Source organism: Pimelobacter sp. 30-1, assembly GCF_018831735.1.
Taxonomy (GTDB): Bacteria; Actinomycetota; Actinomycetes; order Propionibacteriales; family Nocardioidaceae; genus Nocardioides.
Map to the genome: position 1 here is coordinate 191,097 of NZ_NHTS01000010.1, position 17,017 is coordinate 208,113.

Sequence of the window (17,017 nt, forward strand, 5' to 3'; positions counted from 1 at the left end):
CGATCAGTTGTCGGCGGCCTTCTCGGCGCCGCGGCGCCAGCGGATGCCGGCCTCGAGGAAGCCGTCGATGTCGCCGTCGAACACCGGCTGCGGGTTGCCGGTCTCGTAGCCGGTGCGCAGGTCCTTGACGATCTGGTACGGGTTGAGGACGTAGTTGCGCATCTGGTCGCCCCAGCTCGCGGCGACGTCGCCCTTGAGGTCCTTCTTGAGCGCGGCCTCCTCGGCCTTCTTCTTCGCGAGGAGCTTGGCCTTGAGCACGATCATCGCGGCGGCCTTGTTCTGCAGCTGCGACTTCTCGTTCTGGCACGAGACCACGATGCCGGTGGGGATGTGCGTGAGGCGGACCGCGGAGTCGGTCGTGTTGACCGACTGACCGCCGGGGCCGCCGGAGCGGAAGACGTCGGTACGGATCTCGTTCTCGTCGATCTCGATCTCGTCGGTCTGCTCCAGCTGGGGCACGACCTCGACCGCGGCGAAGGAGGTCTGGCGCCGGCCCTGGTTGTCGAACGGGCTGATCCGGACCAGGCGGTGGGTGCCGACCTCGACGGAGAGGGTGCCGTAGGCGTAGGGCGCGTGGATCGCGAACTCGGCGGACTTGATGCCCGCCTCCTCGGCGTAGGAGATGTCGTAGACCTCAACGGGGTACTTGTTGCGCTCGGCCCAGCGGGTGTACATCCGCATGAGCATCTCGGCGAAGTCGGCCGCGTCGACGCCGCCGGCGCCGGAGCGGATGGTGACGATGGCCTCGCGCTCGTCGTACTCGCCGGAGAGGAGGGTGCGGACCTCGAGGCCCTCGACGGCCTTCTTGACCTTGTCGAGCTCGGCGTCGGCCTCGGCGAGGGTGTCGGCGTCGGCCTCCTCGGCGGCGAGCTCGGCGAGGACCGCGAGGTCGTCGATGCGCTGCTGCAGCGTGCGGAAGCGCTCGACCTGACCCTGGAGCGCGGAGAGCCGGCCGGTGACGCGGGTGGCGTTGGCCTGGTCGTCCCACAGGTCGGGTGCGGCGACCTGGACGCCGAGGTCCGCGATCTCCTGCTCCATCGCGGGCAGGTCGAGGACCTGCTCGATGGTGTGCATCGTCGCAGTCAGCTGCTTGATCTCGGAGTCGTAGTCAGGGCCAGCCACAAGGCCCAAGGTTACGGCGCGCAGGCGCGTGGCGGCGAACCGCGGTCACTCAGGCAAAGAAAACGTGAACCCTTTTCAGAAAACACTGTGCGACGGGTCACAAACCTGCTTGAATCCGGCCACTCCCTCCGCCACATGGGCTCCCGTGCCCGTCCCTCTCGGGTGGCATCCCCCCGACCCACGGGACGGTGACGCATGCTCCCTGCGCCGATCGACAGCACCCTGCCCACCCGCGGCCGCCAGCGCGCGGCCCGGGCCTTCCGACGCCGGCTCGCCTGGCTCAGCGTCCTCGCGACCATCGTCGCGACGATGGTGGCCACCGCCGGAGCCGCGCCCGCCGGCGCCGCCCAGGCCTCCGGGGACGACGTCCCGGCCTGGAGCACCGGCTGGTCGTGGACCTACCAGTCGAACTTCCGCTACCTCGCCGCGGGGACCGACGTCTCCCTCAACGAGAACGTCACCTACACCGTCGCCGGTGTGGAGACCTTCCAAGGTCAGCAGGCGTACAAGCTCAACATCACCGGCACGATCACCGGCGGCAGCGGCAGCGCGGCCGTCGACGGGGTCGGCAACGCCGAGCTGAGCAACTTCGCCGGCTCGGTCACGGGCACCAAGTTCGTCCGGCGCTCCGACCTGGCCCTCCTGCAGGAGACCCAGCACCAGAACCTCACCGGCCGGGCCAAGGTCAGCATCATCACCCAGAACATCACCGCGACCATCGACCTGGTGATGACGCCGCAGCGCGGCTGGCGCGCCCTGGCGTTCCCGCTCGACGCGGGCCAGTCGTGGAACAACGACGTGGACGTCGCCTACAACGGCGGGTTCAGCTACAACGCCGGCTCGCTGGCGAGCGGCTCGTCGACCTTCGACGGGATCTTCTCCTTCAAGGACCCCTCCTCGGTCTCCAACGCCACCAGCGCCGTCCCGATCGGCTCGGTCAACACCCGCCGGGTGCACGCGCAGAGCGCCGACGGCCAGACCGTCAACACCCACTGGTGGTCGGCCACGCACCGCAACGACGCCCAGGAGCTGCTCCGGCTGCCCCTGGACGGCGGCTCGCTGACCCTCGACCGCAAGCTCTCCTCGGCGTCCACCCCGGCGCCCGGCACCACGCTGACCGGCACGATCACCCCCTCGCTCTCCTGCGCCGGGGGCGACGTCACCGTCGCCGGCCGGCTCAGCAGCGGCGCGGCCGGCGTCCCGGTCGCGATCGCGCTCGACAAGTCCCCGTTCGACCCGGGCGGCGCGGTCACCGCGAGCGCGACGACCACCGCGGGCGGCAACTACACCGCCACGATCGCCGCGCCCGCCGAGGCCGACGGCCTGAGCAAGACCGGCGCCCGCGCCAGCTGGGGCGTCGTCGTGACGGCCGGCGGCGCGTCCGCGGCCGGCACCCTCGTCGTCACCCCGCGCAGCTGCAGCACGCTGGTCTACACCGGTGACACCTCCGCGGCCCAGGGCAGCACCGCCACCCTCCGCGCGGTCCTCACCGATCGCACCGGCGGCGACGTCAGCGGCCGGACGATCACCTTCGCACTCGCCGGCGGCGCCACCGCGACCGCCACCACCGACAACGCGGGTGTCGCCCAGACGACGGTCCCGGTCGCCGGTCCGCCGCGCGCCACCACCGTCACCGCGTCGTACGACGGCAACGCGGGCCTCGAGCCCGCCAGCACCTCGTCGGCCTTCACCGTCGGCACGATCGCGACCACCACGACCGTCGCGGCCGACCCGGCCGTCGTCCCGCTGGGCGAGCCGGTCCGGTTCACCGCGAACGTCAGCCCGTCGCACGGCGGCAACCCGTCCGGCACCGTGCAGTTCCGCGTCGACAACGCCGACTTCGGCGCGGCCGTCGCCCTGTCCGGGTCCTCGGCCACGAGCCCGCCGCTGTCCACGCTGGCCCTCGGCGACCACACGGTCACCGCGGTCTACAACGGCAGCACCGACCACACCGGCAGCACCTCCGCCGCGGTCACCTTCCGGGTGCGCGAGCCGCTCAAGCCGACCACGACCACCTCGACCGTCACCCCCGGCACCGCCGTGTACGGCGAGCAGGTCACCCTCGGCGCGACCGTCACGACGGCCGTCGGCACCCCCACCGGTGAGGTCGTCTTCACCGTCGAGGGTCACGAGGTCGGCCGCGCGGGCGTCGCCCCCGACGGCACCGCGACCACCACGGTCAGCGACCTCCCGGTCGGCAGCAACCCGGTCGTGGCGACCTACCGCGGTGACGACGTCTTCGGCGTCAGCGCCGCCTCGCCGCGCACCGTGACCGTCAACAAGGCCGCCGTCGACGTCACCCTCGACGCCACGGACTCCTCGACCGTCACCGGTGAGGCCGTCGGCCTGACCGCGACCGTCGCGGTCCGGTCCCCGGGCGGCGGTGCCCCCGACGGCACCGTGCAGCTGCTCGTCGACGGCAGCCCCGTCGGCGCGCCGGTCGACGTCGTCAACGGCACCGCGGCCTTCCCGCCGCTGACCTCGCTGACGGCGGGCACCCACACCCTGCGGGCGTCGTACTCGGGCAGCGGGCGGTACGCCGCCGGCACCGACCAGCGCACCCAGGACGTGGCTCCGGCCGACACGACCGTCGCGCTCGTGGCCAACCCGTCGCCGTCGGTGCAGGACGAGAACGTCCGGCTCACCGCCAGCGTCGTCGCCACCGCGCCCGGCTCGGGCTCTCCCACCGGCACGGTCACCTTCCTCTCCGGCGGTGACCCGATCGGCTCGGCGCCGCTGGAGGCCTCGGCGTCCGGCAGCACCGCCGTCCTCGACCTGGACGACCTGCCGCCGGGCACCCACCAGCTCGTCGCGACCTACGACGGCGACGCGGACTACCGCGGCGCGGAGTCGGCCCCGACCAGCCACACGGTGATCGCCGGGACCGCGGTCGCGGCCACCACGACCGAGCTCACCTCGAACGCCAACCCGGCGACGTACGGGAAGGCGGTGCGCTTCCGGGCCGAGGTCACCTCGACCGACGGCGTCCCGTCCGGCACGGTGCAGTTCTCCGTGGACGGCCAGGACGTCGGCGCCCCGGTGCCGGTCGACGGCGACGGGGTCGCGCGCAGCGAGGCGGTCACCTCCGCCGAGCCGGGCGACCACACCGTCATCGCCAGCTTCGTCGGCGCTCCGGGCTTCTCCGGCAGCGGCGCGATCCTGACCCAGACGGTCGAGACCGGCAGCGTCGAGGTCGACCTGACCTCGTCCGACACCGACGCGGGCGTCGGCGACGACGTCCGGTTCACCGTCACGGTCTCCGCTCCGGGCGCGGGGCTGACCCCGACCGGCTCGGTCCAGATCGTCATCGACGGGCGTCCGTCCGGTCCCGCCCTCACCCTCGAGAACGGCACCGCGACCAGCCCGGCGCTGGCGAACCTGACCCCGGGTGAGCACACCGTCACGGCCGTCTACTCCGGCGACCTGCGCTACGGCGCGGCCACCGCCGAGCTGACCCAGCGCGTCCTGCGCCTGGGTACGACGACCACGCTGGCCCTCGACCGCGCCCAGACCACCTACGGCGACCCGGTCACGGCCACCGCCACGGTCACCGCGGCCGACGACCACCTCGGTGCGCCGACCGGCACGGTCACCTTCACCGTCGACGGGCAGCCGGTCGCGACCGGCACCCTCGTCGCCGGCAGCGGCGGCACCTCCGTCGCCACGGTGACCCTGGCCTCGCCGGGCGCGGGCAACCACACGGTGCGCGCGGTGTTCGCGGGCGGCCCGAAGTTCGAGGGCAGCACGTCCGGCAACAAGCCGGTCGCCGTGGCCAAGCGCGCGACCAGCGTGAGCACCGCTCCCGCCGTGCTGTCCCTGACCCCGCTGGCGGTCCCGCTCGGCGTGCTCCGGGCGACGGTCACCGCGGGCTCGACCCCGCTGGCCGGTGTGCCGGTGGAGTTCAAGGTCGGCGCCAAGGTCGTGTGCACCTCCACCTCCAACGAGTCGGGCCTGGCCGTGTGCAGCGCGGCGGCCTACCTGCTCCAGCTCACCCTCAACGGCGGCTACGTCGCGACCTTCCAGGGCGACGCCAACCACCTGTCCTCGACGGCGCGCGGCGCCATCCTCAAGTGAAAGGAAGACCCGCTGTGCGCCGATCCATCGCCGCTCTCGCGGCCTTCGCCCTGACCCTCGGCACGCCCGTCCTGCTCGCCTCCTCGGCGTCCGCGGACATCAACGGGCCCGCCGACGGGGCCACCCTCCGGGGCAATGCGACCCTGTCCAACAGCGGTGCCTCCGACGGCACCGGCTGCCTCAACGCCAGTGGACCGCAGACCACGCTGCAGCTGATCAACAGCACCGGCGGGGTCGTGTTCGAGAGCGTCCAGGGCGGTACCGGCGGCAAGAGCGCCGGCATCGACACCCACAACTACCCCAACGGGGCCTACACGGCCCGGGCCATCGAGCGGAACCGCTCGGGCTTCCTCTACTGCTCCAACAACACCAAGACCACCAACCGGTCGGTGACGATCGACAACATCACCCAGCTCGCCTACTCCGGTGCCACGGACGGCGCGCAGAACACCTCGGCGACCGTCAAGGCGACGCTGACCGACCCGAACCTCGGCACCTCGGTGCTGCCGGGCCGGACGGTCACCTTCGCGCTGAGCGGCGGTACGTCGGTCAACGCAACCACGGACGCCAACGGCGTCGCCACCGCGACGCTGCCGCTGTCCGGTCCCCCGCGCAACGCCACCGTGACGGCGTCGTTCGCGCAGACCGCCTACTACAAGCCGTCGAGCGCCTCGAGCCCGTTCGCCGTCGGCAAGAACCCGTCGACCACGACGCTGGCGCCGCCGGCGTCCGTGGTCCACGGTGAGGCCGTCTCGTTCACCGCGCAGGTGGCCCGGGTCAACGGCACCAGCGAGCCCACCGGCACCGTGCAGTTCACGGTCGACGGCAACGACCTCGGGGCCCCCGTCCCGGTCGTCGCCGGCACCGCGACCTCGCCGTCGACGGACTCGCTGAGCACGGGCGCCCACACCATCGGCGCCTCCTACAGCGGGGACGGCAACCTGATCGGCAGCACGGCCGCCACCAAGGAGCTCACGGTCGGCAAGGCGCCCACCGCGACGGTGCTCACCAGCACCGGCTCCCCCACGGTGAGCGGCCAGGCGGTCACCTTCACCGCCGAGGTCGACGTGGTCGCGCCCGGCGTCGGCCAGCTCGGCGGCGCCGTGCAGTTCAACATCGACGGCGACCCGTACGGCACCGCGATCCCGCTCACCGGCGACACCGCGACCCTGACCGTCAGCAACCTGCGTCCCGGCAACCACGCCGTGCAGGCGACGTACAACGGCAACGGCGACTTCGCGAGCAGCAGCTCGGCCGAGCTCACCCACGGCGTCAACCGGGCCGACACCACGGTCGAGGTCTCGACGTCCAACGCCCAGGCCGTGGCCGGTGAGCCGCTGCGCTTCACCGCCGACGTCACGGTCACCGGTCCCGGCGCGGGCGAGCCGACCGGCACCGTCCAGTTCGCCGCCGACGGCGAGCCGATCGGCGCCCCGGTCGCCCTCAACGGCGGGACGGCGGTCTCCCCGCCGGTCGGCCTCGACGCCGGCAACCACGTCATCACGGCCAACTACGAGGGTGACGACCGCTTCGCCGGCGGCTCGGCCACGCTGACCCAGAAGGTCTTCGCGGCCACGACGACGACCTCGGTCAGCTCGGCCCCCAACCCGTCGGTGGTCGGCCAGAACGTGACCATCACCGCGACGGTCACCCCGGACGCCCCGGCGACCGGCGACCCGCAGGGCGCCGTCCAGTTCGAGATCGACGGCCAGCCCGGCCCCTACGTCGCGCTCGAGGACGGCACCGCCACGATGAGCACCAGCACGCTCGCCCGCGGCACCCACCAGGTCAAGGCCCGCTACCTCAGCGCGGACCCGAACTTCGTCACCAGCGTCTCCACGACCGCCACCCACACGGTCAACAAGGCGGCGACGAGGACGACCGTGGTCAGCTCCGCGCCCACCGCGGTCTCGGGCCAGCCGGTCACCTTCACGGCCACCGTCGGCGTCGTCGCCCCCGGTGCCGGCTCGCCCTCGGGCACGGTGACCTTCACCGACGGCAACACCGTGCTCGACACCGTCCCGGTCTCCTCCGCGACCGGCGGCATCGCCTCGGTCACGCTCGACGACCTCGGCGTCGGCCAGCACGCGATCGTCGCGACGTACGACGGCGACGACAGCTTCACCGGCAGCAACGGCTCGGTGGCGCAGAAGGTGCAGCGGGCGCAGACCTCGACGCTCCTGACCTCGTCGGCCAACCCGACGCCGTCGGGCGGCTCGGTGACCTTCACCGCGACGGTCAGCCCGGTCGCCCCCGGCGCCGGCTCGCCCTCGGGCACCGTCCAGTTCAAGATCAACGGCGCCAACCTCGGCGGTCCGGTGGCCCTCGTCGGCGGCGTCGCCCAGAGCAGCGCCTTCAGCTCGGCGGCACCCGGCACCTACCGGATCTCCGCGGTCTTCAGCGGCGACCCGCGGTTCGTCGGGAGCACCGGCCTGCTCGACCAGGGCAACGGCCAGACCGTCGGCAAGGGCGGCACCGCGCTCGACCTCGAGGCGGACGCCGAGACCGCCGACCAGGGCCAGCCGGTGACCTTCACCGCGACGGTCCAGGTCGTCTCGCCGGCCACCGGCCGGGCCACCGGTCCGGTCCAGTTCTGGGACGGCGACACCCTGCTCGGGGCGGCCAACCTCGCTCCCGCGCCGGCCGAGCGCACCAGCACCGCGTCGTTCACGACCACGGGGCTCACGCCCGGCGCCCACCAGGTCCGTGCGGTCTACGGCGGCAGCTTCAACTACACCGGCAGCGAGTCCGCCACCGGCGTGAGCGTCGGCGCGGTCGAGACCGTCACCGGCATCACGTCGAGCGCCAACCCGGCGACGTTCGGCGGCCGGGTGACGCTCACCGCGATCGTCTCCGACGCCGTCCCGACCCCGGGCAAGCCCACCGGCTCGGTCACCTTCCGCTCCGGCAACGCGGTGCTCGGCACCGCGCCGCTGGCGACGGTCGAGGGCCAGCAGCGGGCGACCCTGCAGGTCGACGGGTTCGCCGCGGGCAGCCACCGGCTGACCGCGACCTACTCCGGTGACCTGAGCCGGGCGGGCAGCGCCTCGCCCGAGCTGGTCCAGGTCGTCGACCGGGCGCGGGCGACGATCACCGACATGGCGGTGATCAACTCGCAGCTGTGGACCGTCCGCACGGTCAAGGCGACGCTGCGCGGCGTCGGCGGGGCCCCGCTCGCGGGCCAGCGTCTGGTCTTCTCCACGACCAGCTCGCTGGCGGGCGGCTACCTGTTCATCTGCGACGCGGTCACCGACAGCGCCGGTACGGCGTCGTGCCGGGTGCCCGGCGGGATCCCGGCCTACGTCAACGCCGAGGGCTTCGACGTGACGTTCGCCGGCAACGCCAGCTACCTCCCGACCACCGACCACGGCGGCGGGCGGGGCTGACCCCTCCACGAAGTGCGGGGGTTGCTGCCTCGAGATCAGGATCTCGAGGCAGCAACCCCCTAACTTCGTGCCAGCAACCCGCGCACTTCGCGGGTCAGCGGCGGCGGACCTTCACCGCGGGCGAGGTCACCGTCGCCGGCGCGTAGCCGGGAGCGGTGTAGGTCGCCTTGACGGTGATCCGGTGCCCGGCCCACTTCCGCTCCAGACGGAGCTTCGCGCCCTTGGCACCGGCGATCCTCCGGCCGTCGACGTACCAGGCGTAGCCGACCTTCGCGGCCGGGCTGACCCGCCCGAGCCGGACCGCGACCTTCGTGCCGACGCGCGCCTTGCCGGTGATCTTCGGCCGGCCCGCGAGCGCCAGCGTGCCCGCCGCGACAGGTGCGGTGGCGCTCGACGTCTTCGCAGCCTCGAGGAAGCCGTCGGCGGTGACCGCGACCCGCAGGCTGATCCGCTTGCCGGCCAGGGCGGGGGTGAGGACGAGCCTCGTGCCGGTGGCCCGGGCGATCGGCGTACCGTTCGCCAGCCACTGGTACGCCGCGGTCCCCGGCGCCGGCGTCCAGGTCCCGGCCGTGCCGGTCAGGGTCGCGCCCACCTGGGCGCGGCCCGTGACCACCGGTGCGGCCGTGTTGACCACCGGCGTCGGCGGGGTCGAGACCTCCGTGCACGGGAACGTGCCCTGGCGCAGCGAGAAGCCGCCGGTGTCGCCGTCGTCGGACCACAGCACCGCCTTCTCCCCCGCGGCGCAGGTCGACTGCGGCGCGAGCGCGAAGCCCTCGTTGTTGAGGTTCGGCATGCCGACCGGGCGCTGGTAGGCCGCGGTGATCCCGAACCGGCCGCTCTGCTGGAGCTTCAGCGTCACCGAGACGCCGTCGCAGCTGTCGTCGCAGACCGCCCAGAGCCGCTCGGCCTCGGGGTCCCACACGACGTCCATGACGCCCGGAGGACCGGCGTTGGTCTTGAGCTGCGGGTCGATCGTGGCGACCAGGTGGGCGCTCTCCTGGACGGCGGCGGTCTGGTCGAGCGCGAGCACGTAGAGCCGGCCGGTGCCCTCGACCGCGACGACGTACAGGCCGGTGCCGTGCGCGGGGTAGGACGCCGGGTTGTAGGGCTGGTTGGTCGTCTCGTCGATCAGCCCGCCCCCGGTGAGGTAGGAGTCCGGCACCCAGGTGATGCCCTCGAGGCCGAGGTTGGCGCCGACCGCCGGGAGCAGGCCGTTGAGCGCCCACTCGTCGGTGGCGTTCATCGACGTGCCGGGCTCGTAGCGGAGCACGACGTTCTTGCTGACGCCGCTGACGTCGTTGTTGCGCTCGGCGGCCAGGTAGATCGCGTGGTCCGGACCGATCGTGATGCCCTCGGTGTCGGGGGCGCCGGTGCCGTCGGCGTAGCGCGGGTTCTTGCCGGGCGACCAGCCGGCGGCCGGGACGTAGCCGTCGCCGTCCTTGACCAGCTTGGTCAGCGTGCCCGCCTTGTTCTGCGCGACCCACAGCGTGCTCGGGTCCTCGGGGTCGAAGACCAGGCCGCTGGCGTCCTGGTTGAACGTGCCCGCCTGGTCGACGGTGCGGACCGTCTGGGAGCCCGGCCAAGCCTGGGTGTCGAGGCCCGGGCAGCTGTTGACCGCACCCGGCGTCGGCGCGACGTTGTCGACGAAGGCGCCGACGCCGTCCTTGCAGCGGCCGTAGGTCTGGGTGGCGTGCGCGGTCCAGGAGAACGAGTCGATGAGCTTGGCGGCCGGGTCGAGCAGGCGGACGCTGTCCGCGCCGCCCAGGCCCGCAGCCAGGGTGCTCACCACGAGGTGGCCGTGCGCCGGGACGACGCTCGGCGTGGGCAGCGTGGTCGGGTCGGCCTCGCCGCTGTCCTTGAGCACCCAGCCGGCCAGGTCGACCGGGGCGTCGGAGAGGTTGACCAGCTCGACCCAGTCCGGGCCCGCCGCCGCGTCGTTCGACTCGATCTCGTTGATCCGGATCGGGCTGCACGCGTTGGCCGCCCCGCGCGTCGGGACCGTGGTCACCTCCCAGGTGCCGGTGCCGTCGGGGCAGCGGCCGTACGTCGTCGCGGCGTGCCCGCCGGACCACGCGTAGGTGTCGACCACCGAGGTGCCGTCGGCCTGGTAGAGCGTGACCGAGTCGTCGACGCCGAGGCCGAAGCCGGGCGGGGGGAACTCGGTGTAGAGCGCGAAGAAGGCGCCGGGCGCGAGCGTCGTACCGCTGGGGACGACGGCGAACGGGTGCCCGGCGTCGGCGTCGCGGACCTTCCAGCCCGAGACGTCGACCGGCGCGGTGCCGGTGTTGGTGATCTCCACCCAGTCGCCGACGGCGTCGCCGTTGGACTCGACCTCGTTGAGCTTGATCGTGCTCGGGTCGGGGCCGGTGCCACCGCCACCGGGCTTGCCCGGAGGGTTGTTGCCGAGCGTGCTGGTGCCCGGCGAGGCGACGAACGCCCCGGCCGAGGTCGAGGTCCAGGAGCCCTCGGCGTCACCGGCGGTCGACCGGGTCCAGGCGCTGGCCCGGTTGGCGCCGAGCGCGGCCTCCGGCACCCACGCGCTGGCGGTGTCGGTGCGCGGACCGGCGACGTCGCCGGCGCCCTGGTCGTTGTAGGTGAGCCGGTCCACCAGCGCACCCGCGGCGTCGTGGATGTTGATCTCGTCGCTGCGCCCGAGATTGACCGGGTTGCTGCCGAGCACCTTGACCGTCGCCGGCAGGTCCCACTCGGCGCGGAATGCCTCGGCGGTCGCCTCGCTGACGACCGCGGACTCACCGCGCGCCAGCGTGCCGAGCGGGCTGAGGCTGACGGCGTTCGGGGTCCGCGCGCTGTCGTTGTAGGACCACCCGGTCAGGGCGGCCGGTCCGGCGCCGAGGTTGGTGATCTCGAAGAACTCCGAGCCGTTGTACTCCCACTCGGTGATCCGCACGGTGCTCGCGCCGCCGTGGGTCGAGACCCCCGGCGATCCGTGGTGGTTGCCGGCCGAGGTCCAGGAGCCCTCGGCGTCGCCGGCGGTCGAGAGCGTCCACCCGGTCGCGTCCGGGTGGGCCAGCGCCGCCGCGTCGGGCACCCAGGCGCTCGACAGGTCGGTGCGCGGGCCGAGTCCGGTCTGGTCGTCGTACGTCAGCCGGTCGACCAGCGTGCCGCCCGCGTCGTAGATGTTCATCTCGTCGGAGCGACCGAGGTTCTGGTCGTTGTCGCCGACCACCTTCACGCCGATCGGCAGGTCCCACTCGGCCCGGAAGGCCGCCGCGGTCGCCTCGCTGATGATCGCCGACTCCCCCGCCCGCAGCGTGCCCAGGCTCCCGATCGGGAAGGCACCCGCGGTCCGGCTGCTGTCGTCGAACGACCAGCCGGTCAGGTCCACCGGGTCGGACCCGGTGTTGGTGATCTCGACGAACTCCGAGCCGTTGTAGGCCCACTCGGTGATCTGGACGTCGGAGGCAGCCGCCTGCGCGGGCGCCGTGGTGGACAGGACGAGCGGGACGGGCACCAGGAGCGTCGCTGCCGCGAGCAGGCCGGTGAGCCGGGGGGTTGATCGCACGCTCGCACGATCACGACACCCGGCCAACGACAGGTGAATCCCAGGGCTATCGCACCCGAACGGCCGCCGAACCCACGCTCCGCCGGTCGTAGCCCGGCGCGGTGTAGGTCACCACGGCGCGGACCTTCTTGCCCTTGGCCGCCTTGCCCGGCTTGTACGTCGCCCGGGTGGCGCCCGCGACGGGCTTGCCGCCGACGGTCCACTGGATCCGGACGGTCGCGGCCGGGCTCGCGGCGGCGTACGTGACCGTGAGCCGGGAGCCGACCTTCGCCTTGCCCTTGATCCGCGGCGCGGTGCGCACACTCAGCGCACCCGGCTTGACCTCGGTCGCCGCACGCGCCTGGCCGTAGCCGGCCAGGTAGCCGGGCGCGATCGCGGTGACGAGCACCGTGATGTCCTTGCCGAGCTGGGCGGGCGTCAGGGTGAAGGTCCTCGCGGTCGCACCGGGGATCTGCGTGCCGTCGGCCAGCCAGAGGTAGCCGTAGGCGTTGGGCGTCGCCTCCCAGGTGCCGGGGTCGACCGTCAGCGTGCGGCCGACCTGGGCGGTGCCCAGCACGCGCGGCGGGACGACCGACGCGAGCGAGGTCGGCTCGGGAGCCACCGTGGGGGTCGGCTCGGACGCGATCGCGTTGGCGTCGTACCCGGCGAGGGTGCCGGAGACGCGCACCGTGATCCTCTCCCCCAGCGCGGCGGCCGGGACGACGATGCTGTCGCCGGTCCCGATCGGGTCCGGCGAGCCGGAGCGGAACCACGTGGAGGTGAACTGGTAGTCGTCGGACTGCGGCAGCCACGAGCCCACCGTCACCGCGAGCGTGTCACCGACCCGCGGCACGCCGCTGATGTAGGGCTTGGCCGTGGGCTGCACCTTGATCAGCGCGAGCTGGGCGTCGATCCCGGTCCGCGGCGCACCCGCGACCGCGAGCGCCTGCGCCCCGGCGAGGTCGGCGCTGTCGTTGTAGTACTCCCGCGCGTAGTTGGCGCCCTTGCCGGCGTACCCGACCTTGTAGCTGCCGTCGGGCACGACGAACGAGTAGGTGCCGTCGGACTCGATCTTCGAGAAGTAGGTGGCGTTCCAGGTGTCGCCGGTCTTGGTGTACGCCGTGACCAGGCCGTCGCCGACCGCCGCTGCCTGAGGGCCGGTGACCGTGCCCGCGAGCAGGTGGCCGGGCGCCAGCGACGCATTGACGCCGGTGCGGTCGGCGTTGTCGGTGATGGTGAGCGTGGTCGCGGCGTCGACCGTCGTCACGTCGTTGTAGAACTCGGGCGCGTAGGTCGGCGCCGCGCAGTCCTGCGACGGGCAGGCCGAGAACTGGACCCGGTACTCGCCCGGGGAGCCGTAGAGCGTGTACGCCCCGGCCGCGTTCGTCTTCGCGAACCGCACCGGCACCCACGTCCGCACCGGGCCGTCGGCCTCGCTGGTCAGCTGGTAGCCGATCACCGTGACGTCCTTGACCGGCGCACCGCCCACCTGAGCGGTCACCGTGCCCGAGATCGCCCCGACCGGGACCGGCTCGGCGGCCTCGGCGCTCGCCATCGTCCCGAGGCCCGCTCCCGCCGCGGCCGCCGCGGCCGTCGCGGCCGCCAGGGCGGCTCCGACCCAGCGCCGCCGGGCACGGCTCAGCATCTGCACACGCATTCGTCGACTCCCCATCGTCGTCGCCCGGGTGGCCCGGGACGTAGTTACCCGGGACGCTAGCGGGCCGGAGCGGTCGGCGGGGCGGAAATGGCCCGGTCCACGGACGCACGGACGCCCGACCTCCCCACGGGTCGGGCGTCCGAGGTCAGGGCCGCTCGGTCACTTGCTCCGTGGGAGCACCCGAGCGTTCGGGAAGCCCTTCAGCGTCAGCTCGCTGATCGGGATGGCGCTGATCCGGAGGGGCTGGCTCTGGTCGAAGGTCCAGGTGGACGTGCCGGTGCTGACCCGGCAGTTCAGGCTCACGCTGGCCGGGACCGGCAGCGTCATGGTGGCCGAGCCGGTGACCCCGGTGCCGAAGCCGGCGGTGCCGGGGGCGCCCGACTCGGCGCCGTACAGGGAACCGCGGCTGAGGTAGCAGTCGAGGATCCCGGCACCGTTGTAGGTGCTGGGCCGCAGCCACGCCTCGTAGTTGAAGAGGTAGGTGCCCGCGGGCAGGTTGGGCAGCGTGTAGGTGTGCGCGCTCGACGCGGACGACGAGCCGGAGTACGACCAGACCCAGGCGCGCGTGCCGAGGGCGCTCGCGTCCTTGCCGTCGACCGTGTCGGCGTTGAGGTTGGTGACCTTGCCCTTGCCGTTGACGGCGAAGGGGGCGTCGGTGCCCGTCTTCGTCTTGACGGAGAGCGCCGGGCCGGGCTTCGTACGGGCCAGGGTGCTCACCTTGCTCGTGCTGTTGACCTTGCCGAGCAGGAAGCCCTTGCCGGTGGCGGCGAGGGCTGCGGTGTTGGCGGCGAGGACCAGAACGGTGACCGCGCCGAGGACGGTCAGGGCCGTCATGATCTTGGAACGCATCTGTCTCCCTAGGTGTGTGCGGGCATGCCGGGGCCGTGCGGCCCGCACCAGGGTGAGCGGACGACCTTAAAGTCGTCTTTCGGGAGGCGTCCCGCCTCTACGATGTGCGCGTGACCGAGCCGGCGCCCCACGAGGCCGCGGATGCGCTGCTGGCCGATGTCCTACAGGCGACCGAGCCGCTCGAGCGGGCGCGGGCGCGAGCCCCGGAGCTGACGGCGCTGCTCCTGCGCGACCAGTGGCTGGCCCTGCTCGACCGGCTGCCGGCCCCGGTCCCCGGCTGGCTCGTGTGGCGCGCCGCCTACGGCCTGCACCACCTCGGGCACCTCCGCGACGCCGAGCTGGTCGCCGAGCGCGTCGACCCGGCCTCGGCGCCGGCCGACCTCGCTCGGATCCACGCCGTCCGCGCCGCCGTTGCCTGGAACCGGGGCGACCAGGACGCCGCACGCAGGCATGCGGACCGGGCCACCGAGCTCGACCGGATCGCCGCAGGCGCGGCCCAGGGCGTCGTGGACGTGGCACTCGCCCTGCTCTCGGCCGCCGAGGGCGACCGCGACGCGAACCAGCGCTACTACGACCGGGCCCGCGCCTGGGCCGAGCGGACCGGGGACGACCTGACCCTGGAGCGGGTGCTCAACAACCTGTCGTCGCGAGCCCTCGAGGAGGGCGATCCCGAGGCAGCGGTCGCCGCCGCGATCGCCGGCCAGCAGGTCAACCTCCGTACAGGTCACCAGTCCGGGCTGGCGCTCCTGAGGCACAACCTCGCCGAGGCGCTGATGACCCTCGGCCGGCTGGACGAAGCGCTCACCGCGGCCAACCAGGCCCGCACCTTCTACGTCTCGGCCGGCTCGCCCAACGCCGGCGGCTCCTGGCAGCTGGCCGGCGACGTCCAGGCCGTGCTCGGGCTCGCCACGCAGGCGGCGGCGTCCTTCCGGCACGCGATCGAGGCCGCCCAGGTCGAGGGCGACGCCCAGACGCTCGTCCCCTCGCTCGCCGGGCTGGCCCTGGTCACGGCTCCGCGCGAGCCGGCCGCCGCGACCGCTCTGCTCGCCCGCATCGAGCGCGAGCCGATCGCGGTCCGCAGCGCCAGCGTCCTCACCGCGGCCGCCTGGGTGCACCTGTGCACGGGCGACCCCGAACGGGCCCGCGCGCAGGCCGAGCTCGCCGTCGTCGAGTCCGGCAAGGTCAACGACCTGACCCGGATGGCGGAGTCCCTGGAGATCCTGTGCCTGCTCGACCGGACCGGTGCCGACGATCCCCGCCTGCGGGAGGCCGACCAGCTCCGCCGCCGCATCGGCGACCCGATCCGGATCGCGATCCACCGGCTGGTCGCCGCCCACCTCGGCGCGGACCCGGTCGAGCGCCGGCTGGCCGTCGCCGAGCTCCGCAGCCACGGTGTCGTCGCCGACGTCGGCCAGATCGCCGGACAGCTCCACGCGATCGGCGTCGGAGCGACCACCGCACCCGTCCGGATCCACTCCCTGGGCCGGTTCGCGGTCCTGCGCGACAACCAGCCGGTCCCCGTCGACGAGTGGCCCTCCCGCAAGGCGCACGAGGCGCTGCGGTTGATCGCCGCGCACGGTCCCGCCGGCCTCACCCGAGCGCGGCTCGCGGAGCTGCTCTGGCCCGGCACGCGCGAGGTCAGCAACCGTCTCTCGGTCGCCCTGTCCCACCTCCGGGTCACCCTCGACCCGACCCGCACGCACCCGAGCAACCACTTCCTCCGTACCTCCGGCGGCCTCCTCTCCCTCGCCCCGGAGCACGTCGAGCACGACGTCGACGAGTTCCGCCAGGCGGCCCGCACGGCGCTCGCCGAGGACGACGCCCGGACCCCACCCGGCGACGCCGAGCACGCCCGCCGCGTCCTCGCCGCCCTCGAGACGGCCGCGTCGCTCTACACCGGCCCGTTCGCCGACGGCGAGGACGCGGACTGGGCCGACGACATCCGTGAGGAGCTCGCCCGGCTCGCGCGCCAGGTCCACCGCGCCCTGGCCGGGCGCCACCTGCGCCAGGGCGCGCCCGACGCCGCCGTCCCCTGGCTGACCCGCCTGCTGCGGGCCGACCCCTACGACGAGCCCGACCACCTCACGCTCGTGGGCGCCCTGCGCGCGGCCGGGCGCTACGGCGAGGCCCGGCTGGCGTACCGGCGCTACGCCGAGCGGATGGACGAGCTCGGCGTACCGGCGCAGTCGTGGGACGCCGAGCCGGCCTGACCACCGCGGACCCGACCGCCCGCACCGTCGCGTAGCCCGGTCCGCCCGGCACCCGGAACGGCAGCTCCACCCCCACCACCAGGACCACGACCACCCGCTCCCCCTCGACCCGTACGGTCGCGCGCAGCCCCGGGTGCTCGCGCAGCGCACCGCTGTCACGCAGGTAGCCCGCCACCGCCCGCTCCGCCGCGGCCCGGCTCAGCGCGAGGTCGTGACC

7 protein-coding genes are annotated in these 17,017 nt (G+C 73.6%); 3 read left to right on the forward strand and 4 right to left on the reverse strand.

Annotated features, from left to right (window positions below; all coding sequences use genetic code 11):
• Positions 1–3 precede the first annotated feature (3 nt).
• Entirely contained in the window at positions 4–1,122 is a 1,119-nt protein-coding gene (gene prfB / locus CCO04_RS22680; RefSeq protein ID WP_215816429.1) for a peptide chain release factor 2, read from the reverse strand.
• 195 nt (positions 1,123–1,317) lie between these two features.
• Here prfB and CCO04_RS22685 point away from each other — a divergent pair, with 195 nt between their 5' ends.
• Both CCO04_RS22685 and CCO04_RS22690 read left to right on the forward strand, forming a co-directional pair.
• Positions 1,318–5,196: an Ig-like domain-containing protein gene (locus CCO04_RS22685; protein ID WP_215816430.1), complete on the forward strand. Its 3,879-nt coding sequence runs from the start codon at positions 1,318–1,320 to the stop codon at positions 5,194–5,196.
• 14 nt (positions 5,197–5,210) lie between these two features.
• Positions 5,211–8,582 (forward strand): Ig-like domain-containing protein, encoded by a 3,372-nt coding sequence (locus CCO04_RS22690; RefSeq protein WP_215816431.1) that lies wholly within the window; start codon positions 5,211–5,213, stop codon positions 8,580–8,582.
• Positions 8,583–8,676: 94 nt separating this feature from the next.
• Here CCO04_RS22690 and CCO04_RS22695 read toward each other — a convergent pair whose 3' ends face one another.
• The 3 genes from CCO04_RS22695 to CCO04_RS22705 form a co-directional block, all read right to left on the reverse strand.
• Positions 8,677–12,105: a lamin tail domain-containing protein gene (locus CCO04_RS22695; protein WP_215816432.1), complete on the reverse strand. Its 3,429-nt coding sequence runs from the start codon at positions 12,103–12,105 to the stop codon at positions 8,677–8,679.
• A 46-nt stretch (positions 12,106–12,151) separates the two neighbouring features.
• Positions 12,152–13,741, reverse strand: a complete 1,590-nt coding sequence (locus CCO04_RS22700) for a carboxypeptidase-like regulatory domain-containing protein (protein WP_215816433.1) — start codon at positions 13,739–13,741, stop codon at positions 12,152–12,154.
• Positions 13,742–13,900: 159 nt separating this feature from the next.
• Complete coding sequence (locus tag CCO04_RS22705; RefSeq protein WP_215816434.1) at positions 13,901–14,590, reverse strand: hypothetical protein; 690 nt, start codon at positions 14,588–14,590, stop codon at positions 13,901–13,903.
• Between the two features lie 110 nt (positions 14,591–14,700).
• On the opposite strand from CCO04_RS22705, the gene CCO04_RS29965 reads away from it, so the two are divergent.
• Positions 14,701–16,800: a BTAD domain-containing putative transcriptional regulator gene (locus tag CCO04_RS29965; RefSeq protein ID WP_308281461.1), complete on the forward strand. Its 2,100-nt coding sequence runs from the start codon at positions 14,701–14,703 to the stop codon at positions 16,798–16,800.
• The last annotated feature ends 217 nt before the right edge of the window (positions 16,801–17,017 follow it).

Coding starts and splice junctions, on each gene's coding strand:
- CCO04_RS22685 (WP_215816430.1), top strand. CDS start 1,318: ATGCTCCCTGCGCCGATCGACAGCACCCTGCCCACCCGCGGCCGCCAG.
- CCO04_RS22700 (WP_215816433.1), bottom strand. CDS start 13,741: ATGCGTGTGCAGATGCTGAGCCGTGCCCGGCGGCGCTGGGTCGGAGCC.
- CCO04_RS22705 (WP_215816434.1), bottom strand. CDS start 14,590: ATGCGTTCCAAGATCATGACGGCCCTGACCGTCCTCGGCGCGGTCACC.